Annotated in this window: 9 protein-coding genes and 2 tRNA genes; 1 reads left to right on the top strand and 10 read right to left on the bottom strand. The window is 73.3% G+C overall.

Annotated features, from left to right (window positions below):
- Nucleotides 1-56 precede the first annotated feature (56 nt).
- From D8896_RS09270 to D8896_RS19850, 5 genes are all read right to left on the bottom strand, one after another.
- Nucleotides 57-1,031: an AAA family ATPase gene (locus D8896_RS09270; protein WP_121821813.1), complete on the bottom strand. Its 975-nt coding sequence runs from the start codon at nucleotides 1,029-1,031 to the stop codon at nucleotides 57-59.
- 89 nt (nucleotides 1,032-1,120) lie between these two features.
- On the bottom strand, nucleotides 1,121-2,644 hold the full coding sequence (locus D8896_RS09265; RefSeq protein ID WP_121821812.1) for a DUF7519 family protein: 1,524 nt from the start codon (nucleotides 2,642-2,644) through the stop codon (nucleotides 1,121-1,123).
- Entirely contained in the window at nucleotides 2,641-3,933 is a 1,293-nt protein-coding gene (locus tag D8896_RS09260; protein ID WP_121821811.1) for a DUF58 domain-containing protein, read from the bottom strand. Before D8896_RS09260 ends, D8896_RS09265 begins: the two co-directional genes overlap by 4 nt.
- On the bottom strand, nucleotides 3,933-4,616 hold the full coding sequence (locus D8896_RS09255; protein WP_121821810.1) for a DUF7269 family protein: 684 nt from the start codon (nucleotides 4,614-4,616) through the stop codon (nucleotides 3,933-3,935). Before D8896_RS09255 ends, D8896_RS09260 begins: the two co-directional genes overlap by 1 nt.
- Nucleotides 4,613-7,291: a DUF4129 domain-containing transglutaminase family protein gene (locus tag D8896_RS19850; RefSeq protein WP_121821809.1), complete on the bottom strand. Its 2,679-nt coding sequence runs from the start codon at nucleotides 7,289-7,291 to the stop codon at nucleotides 4,613-4,615. Before D8896_RS19850 ends, D8896_RS09255 begins: the two co-directional genes overlap by 4 nt.
- A 182-nt stretch (nucleotides 7,292-7,473) precedes the next feature.
- Between D8896_RS19850 and D8896_RS09245 the strand changes: the two genes are divergently transcribed.
- Entirely contained in the window at nucleotides 7,474-8,808 is a 1,335-nt protein-coding gene (locus D8896_RS09245) for an outer membrane protein assembly factor BamB family protein (RefSeq protein ID WP_162991517.1), read from the top strand.
- A 30-nt stretch (nucleotides 8,809-8,838) separates the two neighbouring features.
- Here the strand turns inward: D8896_RS09245 and D8896_RS09240 are convergent, their stop codons facing one another.
- The 5 genes from D8896_RS09240 to D8896_RS09220 form a co-directional block, all read right to left on the bottom strand.
- On the bottom strand, nucleotides 8,839-10,437 hold the full coding sequence (locus D8896_RS09240) for a cellulase family glycosylhydrolase (protein WP_162991516.1): 1,599 nt from the start codon (nucleotides 10,435-10,437) through the stop codon (nucleotides 8,839-8,841).
- Between the two features lie 110 nt (nucleotides 10,438-10,547).
- A complete protein-coding gene (locus tag D8896_RS09235; protein ID WP_121821806.1) occupies nucleotides 10,548-13,850 on the bottom strand; it encodes a tetratricopeptide repeat protein in 3,303 nt (1,100 codons plus the stop codon).
- Between the two features lie 96 nt (nucleotides 13,851-13,946).
- Nucleotides 13,947-15,317 carry a UDP-N-acetylglucosamine 2-epimerase gene (locus D8896_RS09230; protein WP_121822048.1) on the bottom strand — a complete coding sequence of 457 codons (1,371 nt, stop codon included), beginning with the start codon at nucleotides 15,315-15,317 and terminating at the stop codon, nucleotides 13,947-13,949.
- A 340-nt stretch (nucleotides 15,318-15,657) separates the two neighbouring features.
- A tRNA-Ile gene (locus tag D8896_RS09225) sits at nucleotides 15,658-15,732 on the bottom strand.
- Between the two features lie 104 nt (nucleotides 15,733-15,836).
- A tRNA-Asn gene (locus D8896_RS09220) sits at nucleotides 15,837-15,909 on the bottom strand.
- Between the last annotated feature and the right edge of the window lie 42 nt (nucleotides 15,910-15,951).

The raw sequence follows: 15,951 nt of genomic DNA, 5'->3' as shown, positions 1-15,951 counted from the left end.
AGGCCTCCGAAACGGGTCGATCGGCGACGGGCGTCGACGATTCCGCGGCCCGCCGCTCACTCCGTCGCCATCGCCGGCACCGCGACGCGGTTGAGCACGTCCGCGACGACGGTCCCCTTCTCGACGCCGTTGACCGACGCCTCGGTCGTGAGCACGAGCCGGTGGGCGAGCACGGGCTGGGCGACCCCCTGCACGTCGTCCGGCGCGACGAAGTCCCGGCCGGCGATGACGGCGTTCGCCCGCGCCGCCTCGAACAGCCGCTGGACGCCCCGCGGCGAGACCCCGACCTCGACCCGCTGGTCGGTCCGGGTCTCGCGGCAGAGGTCGACGATGTAGCCGCGGATCGCCTCGTCGACGGTCACCGTCTCGGGGACGGCCTGGAGGTCGGCCACGTCGGCCCCCTCGATCACCTGTTCGACCGACGGCGACTGCTCGCTGCGGTTCGCGCGGCGCTTGAGCAGCTGTAGCTCGCCGCCGCGACCGGGGTAGCCCATCTCCGTCTTGACGACGAAGCGGTCGCGCTGGGCCTCGGGCAGTTCGAACGTCCCTTCCTGCTCGACGGGGTTCTGGGTGGCGATCACGAAGAATGGGTCGGGGAGGTCGTGGGTGTCGCCGTCGACGGTGACCTGCCCCTCCTCCATGGCCTCCAGCAGGGCGGCCTGGGTCTTCGGCGGCGCGCGGTTGATCTCGTCGGCCAGCACGACGTTGGCGAACACCGGTCCCCGGTTGAACTCGAAGGTGCCGTCGGTCTCGTCGTACACGTGGGTGCCGGTGATGTCGCTCGGCAGGAGGTCGGGCGTGAACTGGATGCGGTTGAAGGAGAGCCCGAGCGCCTCCGCCATCGACCGCGCGGTGAGCGTCTTGCCGGTGCCAGGCACGTCCTCCAGCAGGACGTGGCCCCGGGCCAGCACCCCGAGGAGGACGGTCCGGGGGAACTGTCTGTCGGCGATGACGGCCTCGTGGACCGCGTCGAGGATCGCCGAGCAGTCGGCGGCGGCCTCGTCGACGCTGCGTGTCGGGGACTCGCTCATCGCCCGTCCCTAGCGGCGGCCGCTACGTATGCTTTCGGCTCCACGGATAGGGTGCCACGGGAAACGGACCGCAGTCGGCGGCGGGCCGGCTACGACCGCAGCCGCGAGAGGAGGATCACGGTGCCGAGGAACGCGGTCGCCGCGCCGACGCCGACGAGCGTCCCCTCGGGGACCGGTCGCTGCATGGTCCCCTCCAGCGCCACCGCGGCGAGGACGCCGGCGGCCGCGACCGCGAGGCTGGCCATCGCGTGGACGAGCTCCCCCTGGTGGCTCCACGCGCGCCTGCTCAGCTCCTCAGTCAGCCCGACGCCGTACTCGCCGGCGTCCCAGGCGACGGTCGCGGCCGCCACGCCGACGTACAGCGCGATCCCCCCGTCACCGATGATCCCGGTGACGAGCGCCCCCGCGAACAGGCCGCCGCTGGCCAGCGACACCGGCGCGACCCGGTCGGTCAGGAAGCCGGCCCGGCCGAGCGCGACGACCGCGCCGACGAGCAGGGTAAAGAGGACGACGCTCGCGGCGACGGCGAGCAGGGCCACGGCGGACCGGCCCGCGACCTCGATCAGTCGTTCCAGCGTCGGCAGCACGGCGACGGGCGTCCGGGCGCGGACCCGCTCGATCACGGGGCCGGTGAACACGAGCACCCCGAGGACGACCGCGACGCCGGCCGCCGCCGGAACGACGCGAGGCGCGATGTCCGCCGCCGCGGCGTCGCGGACGCGGAGGACCAGTTCGGCGGCGACGGCGGCGACGACGCCGCCGACCGTCGCGGCCACGAGCAGGGTCCGGAAGACCCCCGCGGTCGCGATGCCGGTTGCGGCTTCGAGGACCGACAGGGCCACGCCGCCCGACGGCAGCGGCCCTGCGAGCAACACCACGCCGACGACGACACCGAGCGGGAGCGACGCCCCCGCGGTCCGGGTCAGCACCCGCCGCGCCGTCGCGGCCTGCCGCGCCCTGCGGTCCCGGTCCCGCTCCGGGGCGAGTTCGACGACGGGGAGCCGGTCCAGCGCGGCCCGGACCGCGAGGCAGGCCAGACCCAGCAGCAGGAGGAAGTCGGCGACCCGGACGGCCGACCCCTCGGGCGAGACGAGCGCGTCCCACAGCGCGCCGAGGACCGGCCTGCCGAGCGCGGCCGTTTCGAGCGCGCCGAGGACCGAGGTCATCGAGAGGACCGCGGCCAGCGACAGCGGCACGACCGAGTAGGCGAAGCGCGAGACGGCGGTCGTCAGCGAGCGGTTCCCGACGACGCCGGTCCACAGCGCGGCGAGGCCGCCGGCGGCAACGAGCAGCGCTACCGCGCGCACCGCCCGCACCGGCGGCCCGCTCGCCATGGCGACCAGGTCGCCGACCAGCAGCGCACCGGCCGGGACCAGCAGCAGGCTACCGATCGCGAGCGCCTCCGGCTCGTCGTCGTTCAGCAGCGAGAGCGCAGCCGCGACGACGAGCGCGGTCAGCGCGCTGTCTACCACCTGCCCGAACACCGCGGTCCGGGAGCCGACGAACAGGACGCCGAAGCCGGCGACGACGGTGACGAGGAGGCGGCTCGTCCGCGGCGGCGTCGCGTCGCCGTTGGCCGCCGAGTCCGCCGTGACGAAGGGGTTCAGGCTCATCGCATCGCCTCCGTCGCGTCCGCCAGCGCCAGCGTCAGCGGTTCGTCCGGGTGCCAGTCGACGACGGGCACCCCCGCGTCGCGGACCTCGGCGAGCCGGGTCCGCCGTTCGAGCGCCGCGATCCGCTTGCCGGTCGAGTCGTAGCCGGTCACGTCCGGCGACACCAGCGTCAGTTCGTGCCCGTGAGCCGCGAGCGTCCGGACCGCCTCGACCGGGTAGCCGTCGAGGACCGGGCTGACGATGAGCAACTGCGTCGACCCCGAGAGCCGGCGGCGGAGGTCGGCGACCGCGTCGCCATCGCCGGGGACGCCGCTGCCGTCGGCGACGCCCCGGTCGCTGGCGGGCGATTCGAGCACGTCCGAGAACAGCCGCTCGGCGCGGGCCCGCAGCTCCGGGCCGCTCGACGGCTCGACCCAGGAGACCGTCTCGCCGAGCCCGGCGTCCTCGACGGCGGCGACCCCGACCTGGTGGTCGGCGTCGGCCAGCGTGCCGACCAGCCGGGCGGCGGCGTACACCCCGAGGTCGACCCCGGTTGGGTACCCCTCGGCGGGCGCGAGGTCGCACGGCTCTCGGGCGTCGACGACGACCACGGTCCGGGCGGCCTGCTGTCGCCGGTAGTCGACGGTCGTCAGCGAGCCGCTCTTGGCCAGCTGTCGCCAGTCGATCCGGCTCGGCGGGTCGCCGGTGCGGTACTCCCGCGTGCCGTAGAACTCGACGCCCGAGCCGCCGGTGTCCGTCGGAAGCTGCCCGGTGAAGCCGGTCGTCTGCTCGTGGAGCGGCACCGCGTCGACCCCGACCTCACAGGAGAGCCGGACGTCGCCGCCGGCGTCGACGGCGGCGGTGTCGTACCCCGTGGCGCTCGCGTTCCGGAGCCTGACCCGCGGCGGGTCGAAGGCGTACTCGCCGCGCCGCGCTATCACCGAGTACGACACCGTCGCCGACTCGCCGGCCCGGAGCGAGAGCGCCGCGCGCGGCGACCCCTCGAAGACGGTGACGGCGTCCGGGACGCCGTCGACGACGCGCACGTCCGGCAGCGCCCGGTCGGTCGGGTTCTCGACGGTCAGCGTCACCCGCACCGTCTCGCCGGGCATCGGCGACGGCGGGCCCATCCGGCGGTCGACGCGGACGCTTCCCGCCGCCTCGGGCGTCCCCGACAGCGCGCCCACGAGGACGAACGCGAGCGGGATGACCGCGGCCGCGAGCAGGGGCTGCTGGCCGCTGGCGACGCCCGCGGATGCCAGCGCCGCGCTTCCGGCGACCGCGCCGCCGAACCGCCGGACCGTCGGCATCAGCGACGCACCTCCTCGCCCGGGGCCGGGTTGCCCGTCGCGGACTCTCCGCCGGCCCCGCCGCCGTCGTGCCAGCGGCGCTCGTGGCGGTCGAGCTCCCGCCGGAGCGCGTCGACCGTCCGCTCGGCCCGCCGCCGGGTCTCGCGCTCGGGGGCGAGCCAGCGGCGGAGCCGTTCGTCGAGCGTCCACGCCGTCGCGCGATCGTCGCCGAGGAAGCCGGCGGCGACGCGGTCGTCGGTCCACGTCCCGGCGGCGACCAGCGCCTCCGCGTCGGCGTCCGGCCGGCTCCGGGCGAGAACGACCAGCGCCGTCTCGCGCAGGGTCGCCGACGGGTCGGGGCCGCGGTCCCACGCGGACAGCTCCCGCTCCCCGACGCGCTCGACGGCGTCCTCGAACGCATCGCCGGCGACGGCGGTGTCGGTCGTCGGCTCCTCCGGCGGCGTCGAGACGATCGGTTCGGTCGCCCCGGGCTCATCCGACGACCGGACGCTCCACAGCACGGCCAGCAGGCCGACGGCGGCGACGCCGGCGGCCAGCTGCGTGCTGTTCGTCGACGCGGTCGCCTCCCGCGCCGCGGCTCGGAGCGCACTCGGCAGGAGGCCGGGCGCGTAGACGAAGGCGATGCCCGCCGCCAGCGTCGCCAGCCCGACCGCGACGCCGACGACGCGTCCGAGCCGCCTCATCGCTCACCGTCCCGGCCGCGGAGCGCGTCGAGCGCGCGGCGGGCGGCCGACACCCGCTCCTCGTCGGGCGGGTCCTCGCCGTACTCCGCCCGCCGGAAGGCGTTCGTCAGTCGGTACACCGGTTCGTCCGGGAACCCCTTGCGCACCGCCGCGCGGGCCACGTCGCCCGGCGTCCGCGTCCGGCTGTCGCCGGGGGAGACGAGCCGGACGAACCGCCGCCAGAGCCCCCGAAGCGACCGGCGCTGCTCGCCGACGTTCTCGGGGGCGCTCGCCCGGTCGACGACCTCGTTCCGGTTTGCCGGGTCGGGGCGCGGTCCGTCGCCGATCCCGACCCGTCCGAGCAGCCGACCGGCGAGCCGTCGCAGTCGGGCGACGACGCCGGCGACGGTCAGCCCGGCGAGGGCCGCGCGGAGCCGCCCCAGCCCGTCGAACCGGTCCATCGCCCGCTGGACGAGGCGGGCCAGCCCGTCGAGCCCGTCGCCGAGCGCGACGAGGACGGCGACGACGCCGCCTGCGATCCATCGGACCCGCGCCGCAACGTCGTCGCCGGTCACCCCGCGGCGGCGGGCGAGCGCGACGACGCCCGCCAGCACCGCGACGAGGGCGACGGCAGCGCCCGCGAGCGGGAGCAGGAGGTTGTTCAGCGCCGTCTCCGTCTCCCGGCCGTCGACGCTCGCCGAGAGCGTCGCCGAGTTCGCCAGCGGGAGGGAGACGGCGAGTTCGCCGTCGACGTCGGTCCGGCCGACGACCTCGCCGTTGATCGACACCGTCGCGTTCGACACCGGGTCGTCGCCGACGGTGACGACGACGGTCGCGTTCCGGCCGGCGACCGCCAGCCCGTCGACGCTCGCGTCGAGTTCGCCGAGCGATATCGTCCGCTCGCCGGCCACCTCGCCGCGCTCGACGGCGACGGTCACCTCGTCGCCCGGGTCGCCGGACAGGGTCGTCGTGATGACGCCGGCCCCGTCCGTCCTGCCGACGGACTCGCCGTCGACCCGAACCGTCGCGTTCCGGAGCGGTTCGCCGCCCGCGCTGACGAGCAGGTCGACGGTCGCCCCCGGCGTCGGCGTCCCGGCCACGCGGACCGCGACGGTGGTGTCGACCTCGTACGTCCGGGTGCCGTTGTCCGCCGCCGGCGCTTCCTGGGTCGCGGGCGCGCCGAACGCGAACCCGCCGGTGCGCTCGCCGGTCCCGGCCAGCGCGGCGCTGTCGTCGCCCGTGAGCCCCCCGGAGCCGTTCTCGACCGTCTCGACGTCGACCGGGCGCACGGTGACGTTCAGCCGGCCCTCGTACGGCACGGTGCCGACGACCTCCCCGTCGGCGTCCGTGGTGCCGACGGCGTCGCCGTTGAACAGGACCTCGACGGACTCGACCGGGCGACCGGCCTTCGTCACCGACACCGTCACCTCCCGGCCGGGGGCGGGCTCCGAGGAGAGGTCGATCGAGTACGGCGGTTCGGCGTTCACGAGGCTCCCGTTGGCCGGGTCGTACGTCTCGCCGGGGCTGGTCTCTATCTCGTGGGGGTAGCTCTCGCCGTCGCCGGTCTGGTTCTCCAGCGCCCGCTGCTGGACGGTCTGCCGGTCGGCCGCCGGCGTCGGGTCGAACTTCACCCAGCCGACGCCCTCGAAGTACACCTCGACCCAGGCGTGGGCGTTCATCCCGCGCACCTCGTAGCGGTTCTCATCGACCGGCTCGCCCGGGCTGTACCCGACGACGTACCGGGCGGGGATGTCCTGCGAGCGGAGCATCACCGTCATCGCCGTCGCGAAGTACTCGCAGTAGCCCCGCTCCATCTCGAAGATGAACTCGTCGGCGACGGTGCCGTCCCGGTCGTGTGAGGCGTCCAGCGAGTACCGGTGGTTCGCCTCCAGCCACTGCTCTATCGTCGCCGCTTTGTCGTACGCGGTGTCGTCGTCCGCGGTCAGGTCGCTCGTGAACTCGCCGACCCGGTCCGGCGTGGCGTCGGGGAGCCGGGTGAACCGTTCGTTACCGGCCGGGACGCCCGCCTGCCGGAGCCGTTCGGGCGAGGGGTCGTACCGGTAGCTCGTCACCGTGTACTCGGTGCCCGCGGCGACCGGTTCGTTGGCGACGATCGCGTACCGGTCGATCGATACCGGCCCGCCGATGCCGTCGATGCCGATCGGCTGCCACGCCGCGGGGAGCGCGGTGGCGGGCCGTTCCAGTTCCACGGTCTGCTCCATCCGGGTGCCGCCGTCGGTGGGGATCGGACCGATCTGCCCGTCGCCCTCGCCGGACCGCCAGCCGCTGCCGGTGTACACCCCGTACGCGCCGGTGCGCCAGTACGCCGGTTCGGGGCTCTCGACGTAGAAATGCGTCTCGGCGGACTGGTTGCGAAGCGACTCGCCGCCGAGCGATCCGCCCACGCCCGTCCGGTCGCCGGGGTTCAGCGCGCCCAGCCCGGCCGACGACGGGCCGCTCCCGCCGGTGACCTGCCCCGGTTGCCCGGACGGGCCGTCGGAGCCGCCCCCGGACTGGTTGAACAGCGACCGGTTGAAGCTGTCGCCGCTCAGGGGCGCGGCGAGCGCCGGCACGACCGTTCCGGCCGTGACCAGCCCGACGATGCAGGCGAGGGCGAGCGCCGCCGTCCGGAGGTCGCGACCGCTGTCGGGGCTGTTCGACTCGTCCTGTCGGTCCTCGGGGGGTGGTCCGGCCATGACTCGTCTCCGCGGCCGGTGGAGGGCCCCGGCCGACGTGTTATCGGATACAGGTGCCGAGAGAGTAATAAGTCTTGGAGTGGCCCGCACGTCGTCACGGCGGCCGAGGTGCCCGGTCGCTCAGCCCGTGAGCGGGTCGCTCAAGCGGTGAGAGAATGTACCTGTCGTGTCTGTGTACTGTTATGGAACGCGACACGAGGAACGGACGGACGCGACGCCGCGTGCTCTCGACGACCGGCGCGCTGACGGCCGGCGCGCTCGCCGGCTGTCTCGGCGACCTCACCGGCGGCGGCTCGGACGACGACGGCGGCGACAGCGGAGGGAGTACCGCAAACCTATCAACGGTCGAAACCGTCGGCAGGTCGGGACGCAGCGCCAGCTATCCGGGGTCGTGGGCCGGTTCGTCAGCACCGTCCGAGGCCTGGCGGTTCGAGGTCGGCGCCACCCCCGAGTTCTACGCCGGGATGATGGGGCCAGCCGTCGACGGTGAGCGTGGGCAGGTGTACATCGCCTACCGGTTTCAGAAGGAATCGAAGATCGCAGCGCTCGACGCCGGGACCGGGGAGAACGTCTGGGAGGCGACCGTCGGGCGGGAGTCCGGCAATAACAACCCCGCGGACCCGGGGTACGTCACGCTCGCCGGCGACGCGGTGCTCGTGACGTATCAGTCGCAGGTGTCGGCGTTCGACGCCGACGGCGGCGACCACCGCTGGACGACCGACGTGTGGGACCTCCGCAGCAACTACCGGCTCGGGAAGGCACTCGCGGTCGGCGGCACCGCGGTCGTCTGGTACCGGTCCACGGTCGTCGGCCTCGACCTCGCCAGCGGCGACGAGGTCTGGCGCAACGAGGACGCGTGGCTCCGACGACACGCCGTCGACGACGAGTTCGTGTACAGGACGTCCAAATACACGGACGACGGTGCGTTCACCCTCTTCGCCCACGATCCGGGCGACGGGAGCGTCGCCCGCGAGATCGGCGTCGAAGCCGACGAGAACGTCTTCGACTTCACGCCGGTCGGCGTCGTCGGCGACATCTGTTTCGTCCACGCGAACGTGACCGCCTCGCCGGACAGCGCACTGTACGCGGTGTCGCTGGCCGACCGGACGGCCACCGGAACGGCGAGGTTAGCGGACCTGGGGTACGAGGACACCGCGGTGTTCGCCGACGGCGAGACCGTCTACGCATACGGGACGAACGACGGCACCGAGATCCGGGCCTACGACGGGACGAGTCTGGAGCAGACCGGCAGCGTCGGCGTCGGCGGCACGACCGTCCCCCGGCAGTACGACGGCGCGTCGCGACACGCGGTCACCGACGACGCCGTGCTGTTCGGCCACGGGAAGACGCTCAAGAGCTGGAGCAGCGACCTCGGGTCCGGCGGGTGGGAGCTGACGCCGTCCGACACCCCCGTCGGAACGGTCGTTCCCGCCGGCGGAATGCTGTTCGTCGTGACCCGGTCGGCCGACCTTGGCGGCGATTACAGGACCCCGGCAACGCTCGTCGCCTACGAGTGACCGCGACACTCCGACCGCCGGCCACCGCGGTCAGTCCTCCGCCTCGATGCACGACGACGGCGAGCGCTCGCGCAGTCGGCGGACGTGCGATTCGACGACATCCAGCGTCGTCGACTCGGCGGGCGCGTACGCCGTCGAGTGCTTGTGGTAGCTCGTCGGGCGCTCCTCGACGGCGACCGTCCAGTAGTTGGTCGCGGCGACGTTTCGCTCGGCCATGACGTCCTGCAGACGGCCGACCCACTCGGCGCGCTCCTCGTAGGGGGCGGAGTCCTCCGGCTGGACGCCCCAGTTGTACTCGCCGACGTACAGCGGCTTCCCGATCTCCTCGTGGGCAGTCTCGATCGCCGCTTCGAGCGTCGGGATCACCTCGTCTTCGGGCAAATCGTAGTGGCTCGGGCCGGGGTAGTAGTGGATCGACACCACGTCGATCGGGTCGGCGCTCGCCTCGTCGACGAACGCGTTCCGCCCCTGGTGGCCATAGGAGCCGGTCGTCAGGAGCGTCCGGTCGTCGAGGCCCTTGACGAACGAGCCGGCCTGCTCGATCCACGGCCGGATCGACTCGCCGACGCGGGGGGGCGACATCTGGATCTCGTTGCCGAGTTCCCACATCGCGATGGTGGGGTCGTTCCGGTACTCGACGCCCGTGAGGTGGTTCTCGTGGGTGACCAGCCGCTCGACCCACCCCTCGAACATCGCCATGCACTCATCGCTGTCGAAGAAGTCGCTGCGCGTCTCCGCGTCGTCGGCCCAGCGGACGAACTGCGGGACGTTCACGCTCAGGTTCTCCTCGCCGATCGGCCCGTACGCCGGGTTCCCGTTGATCAGCGGCACGAACAGCCGGATGTCGCGGCGCTTGGCCGCGACGACGACGCGGTCGAAGAACTCGAACCACGCGTCGTTGTACGTCTCCGGCCCCGGCATGCTGTCGATCCGCGCCCAGGACGGCGCGAAGCCGAAGACCCGGACGCTCGCGACGCCGCGGTCCGCGATGGCGTCGAACGCAGTCGCCAGGTCGTCTCCCCGGTCCGGCGAGAACGCGTTCGCCAGCGAGGATCCGCCGAAGTAGACGACCCCGTCGCCACAAACCAGATCCGTGCCGTCGACGTCCACGTCGTGTTCGGGGTACGGCGTGACCGTCACCGTCCCCGTCGCGCTGGCGATGGTCTCGCCGTCGCCCCGGACGGCCACCGACACGGCGTTGTCGCCGACTCGGCCGCGTTCGAACTCGACTGTCGCCTCGGCGGTCTCCCCCGCCGGCACCTCGACCGCCCGCGAGTCCACGAACTCGTCCGTGAACTCCACGGCGACCAGCCCGTCGAACCGCTCTTCGCCGTCGTTCGCCACAGTCACGTCGATCGTTCCGGGCCGGTACTGCCCCACCGGGGGTGCCGACAGCTCCGCGATCCGCACCGACGGTCCCGGCTCCGTCGTCTCGGTCGGTTCGGTCGTCTCGGTCGCTGGCGTCCCCGTCGCCTCGGTCGGCTCGTCGGTGGCCGTGTCGGTCGACTCCCCACCCGACTGGTTGCAGCCGGCGACCGCCGGCACGCCCGCCGCGGCCAGCGCCGCGAGGAAGCGCCGGCGCGCGCCGTCCGCGCCGCCGTCACCGCCATCGTCGCCGTCTCGTGTCATGTCCCGTGGATGGCACGACAGGACCATTACATCACCGGCCGGCGAGGTCCCTCAAGCCGTGAGCGACGGCGTCGGACCGGGCGGCCTCCAGCAGCGTCGACCGGCACCGGTCAGTCGTCCGCCGTGGCGACGAGGTCGGACCTGCGCTCGCGGAACTCCTCGTGCCGGTCGTCCAGCCCCGCCGCCGCGGCGAGGTCGGCCGCGCGCTCACAGCACGCCGCAGCGTCGTCGTCTCGCCCCTCGTCGGCGAGCAGGTCGACGCGCCGCTCCAGCGTCTTGACGGCCATCCCGACGGCGTCGTGGTCGGCAAGCGTCGCCGCGGCGCGGTCGTAGCGGTCGAGCGCGGTCTCGGCGTCGCCCCGTTCCCGGGCCACGTCGCCGAGTTTGACGACCGCCTGTGCGGCCCCGACCTCGTGGTCGTGGTCGCGGTGGATGTCGCGGTTCCGGCGGTAGTGGTCGGCGGCCGTCTCCGGGTCGTCGCGTTCGAGCGCGAGCCTGCCGAACCCGGCGTGGACGTTCCCCCGGAACCGGTCCATCCCGAGGTCGTTGGCGAGTTCCAGTGCCCGTTCGAGGCAGTCCTCCGCGCCCGCCGTGTCGCCGCGCTTGGCGAGCAGGTCGCCGAGGTTGTACACGTTCTTGGCGAGCGCCCGGCGGTTGCCGGTCTCGCGGCGGCGTTCGATACACCGCCGGTAGTAGTCCTCCGCCCGGTCGAAGTCGCCCTGGTTCTCGGTGACGATGCCGAGTTCGTTGAGCGTATGGGCGATGTCGCCGTCGTCGCCGAGTTCGCGGTCCATCGACAGCGTCCGCTGGAGCCACTCCTCGGCCGCGTCGAGGTCCCCCCGCCTGCGCGCGAGCGACGCCCGGTAGTTCGTCGTCGTCGCCCGCTCCGACATCGGCGGCAGCTCCTCGCCCACCGAAAGCGCATCGTCGAGGTGGGCCTCGGCGTCGTCGAAGCGGTCGGTCTGGAGCGCGACCCACGCCAGCGAGTTCCGCACCATGACGCGCATGCGGTCGTTGCCGGACGCGGTCGCCCGGTCGAGCGCACGCTCGAAGCGCTCCCGGGCGGTCGTCATGTCGCCGCGCTGCTCGGCCACCTCGCCGCGGTTGACGAGGCTCCGGACGACGAACCGGTCGCGGGTGGCGGCGTCCACGTCGGCCCCGCGGGCGCGGTCCGCGAGCGCCTCCGCGACCGCCTCGGCCCGGTCCAGGTCGCCGTGCTCGTACCAGCCGAGCATCCGGTCGCGGCGGCAGGCCAGTTCCGTCTCGGGGGCACAGCCGTCGGGGAGCGCGATCCCGGACCGCGCGTGGTCGCCGAACAGCGGGGCGAGCGAGGAGTGGTCGGTGGCGAGGTCGAACACCGCCCGGACGAGTTCGTCCGGGTCGTCCGCGAGTCCCCGGAGCGTCGACGCCTCGCCGCCGAGCCAGCGCTCGACGCGGTCGCGGCGCTCGGGGTCGTCCGCGGCGGCGAACAGCGCCGAGAGCCCGCGTTCGAACGCCGCGACCGCTCGCCGGTCCTCGCGGTCGAGGAGGGTTTCGAGGAACTGGACGGCCCAGTACGGATGCTGGGTCCGGTAGCCGTCGTCCTCGGCCGGGAACAGCAGCCGCCCCGTCAGCGCGTCGAGGGCGTCGGCGACCCGCGGATGGGCGTCGACCGGGTCGGCGTCGCCGTCCGCGACGCGTCCCGCCGCCACGGCGTGTGCCTGTCCCGCCGTCACGGGCTGTTCAGCCGCGACCAGCGCCGCGGCGAGTGCGCCGACCGCGAGCGCGGTCGGCCCGTCGGTCGCGTCCACGAGCGCGTCGTGGGCCGCCCGCACGTCGGCGTCCAGCCCGGTCGGTGCGTCCTCGCCCCGCCGCCACGGCGCGCCGCCGGAGTGGGCGACGAGGTGGTAGCTCAGGAGGTACATCCCCCCGGCGTCGCCGCGGTCGACGCGCTCCAGCAGGCGCTCGGCGTCGACGGCCACGCGCCGCCCGGTCGCCGACTCGAACGCGTCGACGGCGCGCTCGCAGGCGGTCGCGTCGAGGGCCGGCAGCCGGTACTCCTCGACGCCCGAGCGGAGCAGTTCGCGCAGGGTCGCGTCGGTGAGGTCCTCGGCGAGCGCCCGCCAGCCGCCGTCCCGCGCCTCCAGCAGGACGGCGGCGTCGCCGTCGAGCAGGCGACACAGCTCCAGCGCGGCCTCGCCGCGGTCGCCGGTCGCGTTCTCCACGACGACGAGCGCGCGCCCCTCGCAGTCCGCCGCCGCGGCGGCGACCCGCTCCGGGGCGTCGAACGAGTCCCGCGCCCGCGCCAGCCGGTAGAACACCGGCCCCCGGTCGCGCCGGACCCACCGACACGCCACCGAGCGACACGCCGTCGACTTCCCGTCGCCCGGCGGTCCCGTGACGGCCAGGGCGTCGTCGGCCGCGAGGCGGTCCGCGAGCGCCGCCGCGACGGGGCGGCCCTCGCCCGACTCGGGCCGGGTGCGGCGCTCGAACGCGTAGCCGTAGTACACGTCGGACAGGTCGTGCCCGGTCTGCCACGCCCGGACCGGGTCGGCTGGAGGCCGCTCGGCGAACGCGCGCTCGTCGAGCCGCTCGAACCCGTCGGCCCGGAGCCGGTCGGCCGTCTCCGTCATGTCCGTCGGCGCGTCGCCGTCGGCCGGGTCGACCGCTGCCGGGGCGGCCTCGGCTCCCACGTCGGCAAGCACCCCCTCGGCCCACTCCGCGACCGCGTCGGCCGTCGACCGGACCAGCCCCACCGCGCCGCTCCCGTCGGCGGTCACGACGAAGGTGGTCCGCCGGTCCCCCTCCCGGACCACGAACAGTTCGAACGGCGGCACGTCGCCCTGCCGGAGGTCGAACTCGCGTTCGGCCGCCAGGTCCGCGGCCAGCGCCGGGAACTCCGTCCCGAGCCGGTCGACGACGGCCGGCGCGGCGACGACGCCGCCCGAGAGGTCGCCGTCGAGCAGGCGCGCCCGACACAGCCGCAGCGGCCGCGTGTCGCCGAGCCGCGGCAGTACCGCGTCGACCGTCGTCGCCGTCCGCACGTCCGCGAGCACCCGCTCGTAGAGCCGGTAGGGTTCGTCCGGCTCGGTGACCACCTCGCCGTCGGCGACCAGTTCCGACGGCAGGTCGACGCCCGGCGGCAACGGCGCGAGCGCGCCCTCTGCCGAGAGGATCGCTCGCTCGTCCGCGACGAACGACCGGTATCGACGCACGGCGAGTCGCCCGAGCGTCGTCGTCTCGTACCCGTCGTCCGTGCGCTCGACGAGTTCGGCCGCGGTCAGCTCCCTGATCGCGCGGTCGACGGTCGACCGCGAGGCACCGATGTCGTCGACGAGCGCCGGTTTGTCGGCCGGGCGGTCGAGCAGCCGCGTCAGGAACTCGCTGCGGTCCGCCACGAGGTCGATCCGGCCCTCGGCCTCCCCCGATTCCATACGCGTTGCTGACACGCCACTGGTAAGTGCTTGACGGCTGGTTCGCCGTCGCTCGCGCCGTCTGAGAGCATCGCACGAACGACGGCGTACCGTCCCTCAGAGGTAGTCGAACGCCCGGTCGCCGCCGGCGTCGAAGCCCAGTCGCTCGTCGGCCCACTCGAAGACGCCCGCGTCGCGGCGCTCCGCGAGGAAGTCGACGATCCGCTCGCCGACGCGCTCGCCGTAGAGGTGGTCGCCGGTCGCGATCGCCTCGCGGACCGCGGGCGTCTCGGCGACGTACTCGACAGTGTCGTGCACCACGTCGCCGGACACCGGCGGCACGAGCAGGTTCGTTTGGGCGTCGAACACCGTCTCGGGGCGGTCGGTGGTGAACCGCGCCGTCAGACAGACCGCCTCGTCGATGTGGTTGAGTTCCTCCTGCATGCTCCCCGAGTCGGTCAGCTCCGCGAAACACCGGCCCGACCGGAGAAACTCGTAGACGTGGGCGTGTTTCTTCCACAGCCCGGTGAAGAGGAAGTTCTCGCGCTCGTCGGCCAGCCGCTCCAGTTTCTCCCGGTAGCCGTAGTTCTCCAGCGCCTCCCGGGTCGCCGTCAGTTCGACGAAGTTGACGTTGTAGCCGTCCTCGACGAGGTCGACGACCCCCTCGACCAGCGCCGTGAAGCGGCCCGGGAGCAGGTTCGCCCGGCGGTGGATGTCGACCCGGATCCAGTCGTCGCGCTCCTCCAGCACGGGGTAGACGTCGAAGACGCTCTCGCCGTCGTGGTCGGCCTTCATGTCGATGGCGTCGACCACCGAGTTGCCGACGACGGGAATGCGTTCCCGGCCGCCGACGGACGCCGGGTACCCCTCGTTGAGAAGGTGCTCCCGATTCAGTTCGACCGGCGCGAACTGGTAGATCGAGGCGGCCGAGCCGACGAAGGTGTCGTACTGCTCCGGGAACGGCTCGGAGCGCTCGACGCTCCACTCACCCTCCCACTGGTCGGCGACGAGCGCCTCGGGGTCGGTCACCGTCCCGTAGTCTGGGGCCATGCTCCGGAGGCCGGCCTCGTTGTGCGCGACCAGCTGGTTGGTGGCGAACAGCCACGCCTGCGGGAAGATCCCGGCGGCGTGCGTGTCGCCGTGGACGACCGGCAGCACGGTCGTGTCGTACTCGTCTAAGCGCTCGGCGAGATCCTTGACCGCGAGCATGGTCTGGGCGGTCTTCTGGCTGAGGTCCCCCCGGATCCCCAGGTCGGCGGCGACGTGCTCCTCCAGGCCGTACTCCCGGAGGCCGTGGCCGAGCACGTCGTCGTAGTGCTGCCCGGTGTGGATCACGAACGCGGGGAGGCCGCGGTCGCTCGCCGCGGCCACGACGGGTGCTTGCTTGTAGAAGTCGGGCTTCGTCGCGGTCACGACGGCGACGGCAAAGTCCTCGCCCGCCAGCTGGGCGTCGAGGCGGTCCTCGTACACCGTCGGGTCGGCGTCCATACTGCTCCCGTCGGATCGCTGGGACATGGGCGTTTGGATATCGAACGAGCCCCTGGGCTGGATGAACGGAGGACTCGGTCGCTTCGTTCACGAGACCGACGCAGAAGCGATGGGCCCTGGCGGATTCGAACCGAAGCAAGACGTGCTCGCTCACTTCGTTCGCTGTGCGCGACTTGCCGGGTTTGAACCGCCAGATGTACACGATTCGCTCCTCACGTTCGTTCGTCGCAGAATCGATGGGCCCTGGCGGATTCGAACCTCGGTCACTCCGCTGCGCTCCGTTCCCTGCTTCGAATCCGCACGCGACATCTCACACGCACCGCTCCGCGGTGCGGTTCGATGGGCCCTGGCGGATTCGAACCACCGACCACTCGGTTATGAGCCGAGCGCTCTAACCAGGCTGAGCTAAGGGCCCGACAGTCGCGTGTTCCCCGGCGGTCCATTTCAGCCTATCGTTTCCGCAGGCCGGCGGTAGCGCCGGCTGGCGGGCTATGGAAGCGGTCGCGGAAGAAACGGGAGCGCCGCCGACAGGGCTCGAACCTGTGACAACCTGGGTAACAACCAGGTGCTCTACCAGCTGAGCTACGGCGGCTCCGTCGTCACTCTCTCGTAGCGCCGGGGCATTTGATAGGGC

The organism is Halostella salina, assembly GCF_003675855.1.
GTDB lineage: Archaea > Halobacteriota > Halobacteria > Halobacteriales > Natronoarchaeaceae > Halostella > Halostella salina.
This window is presented reverse-complemented; position numbering and strand designations above follow the sequence as displayed.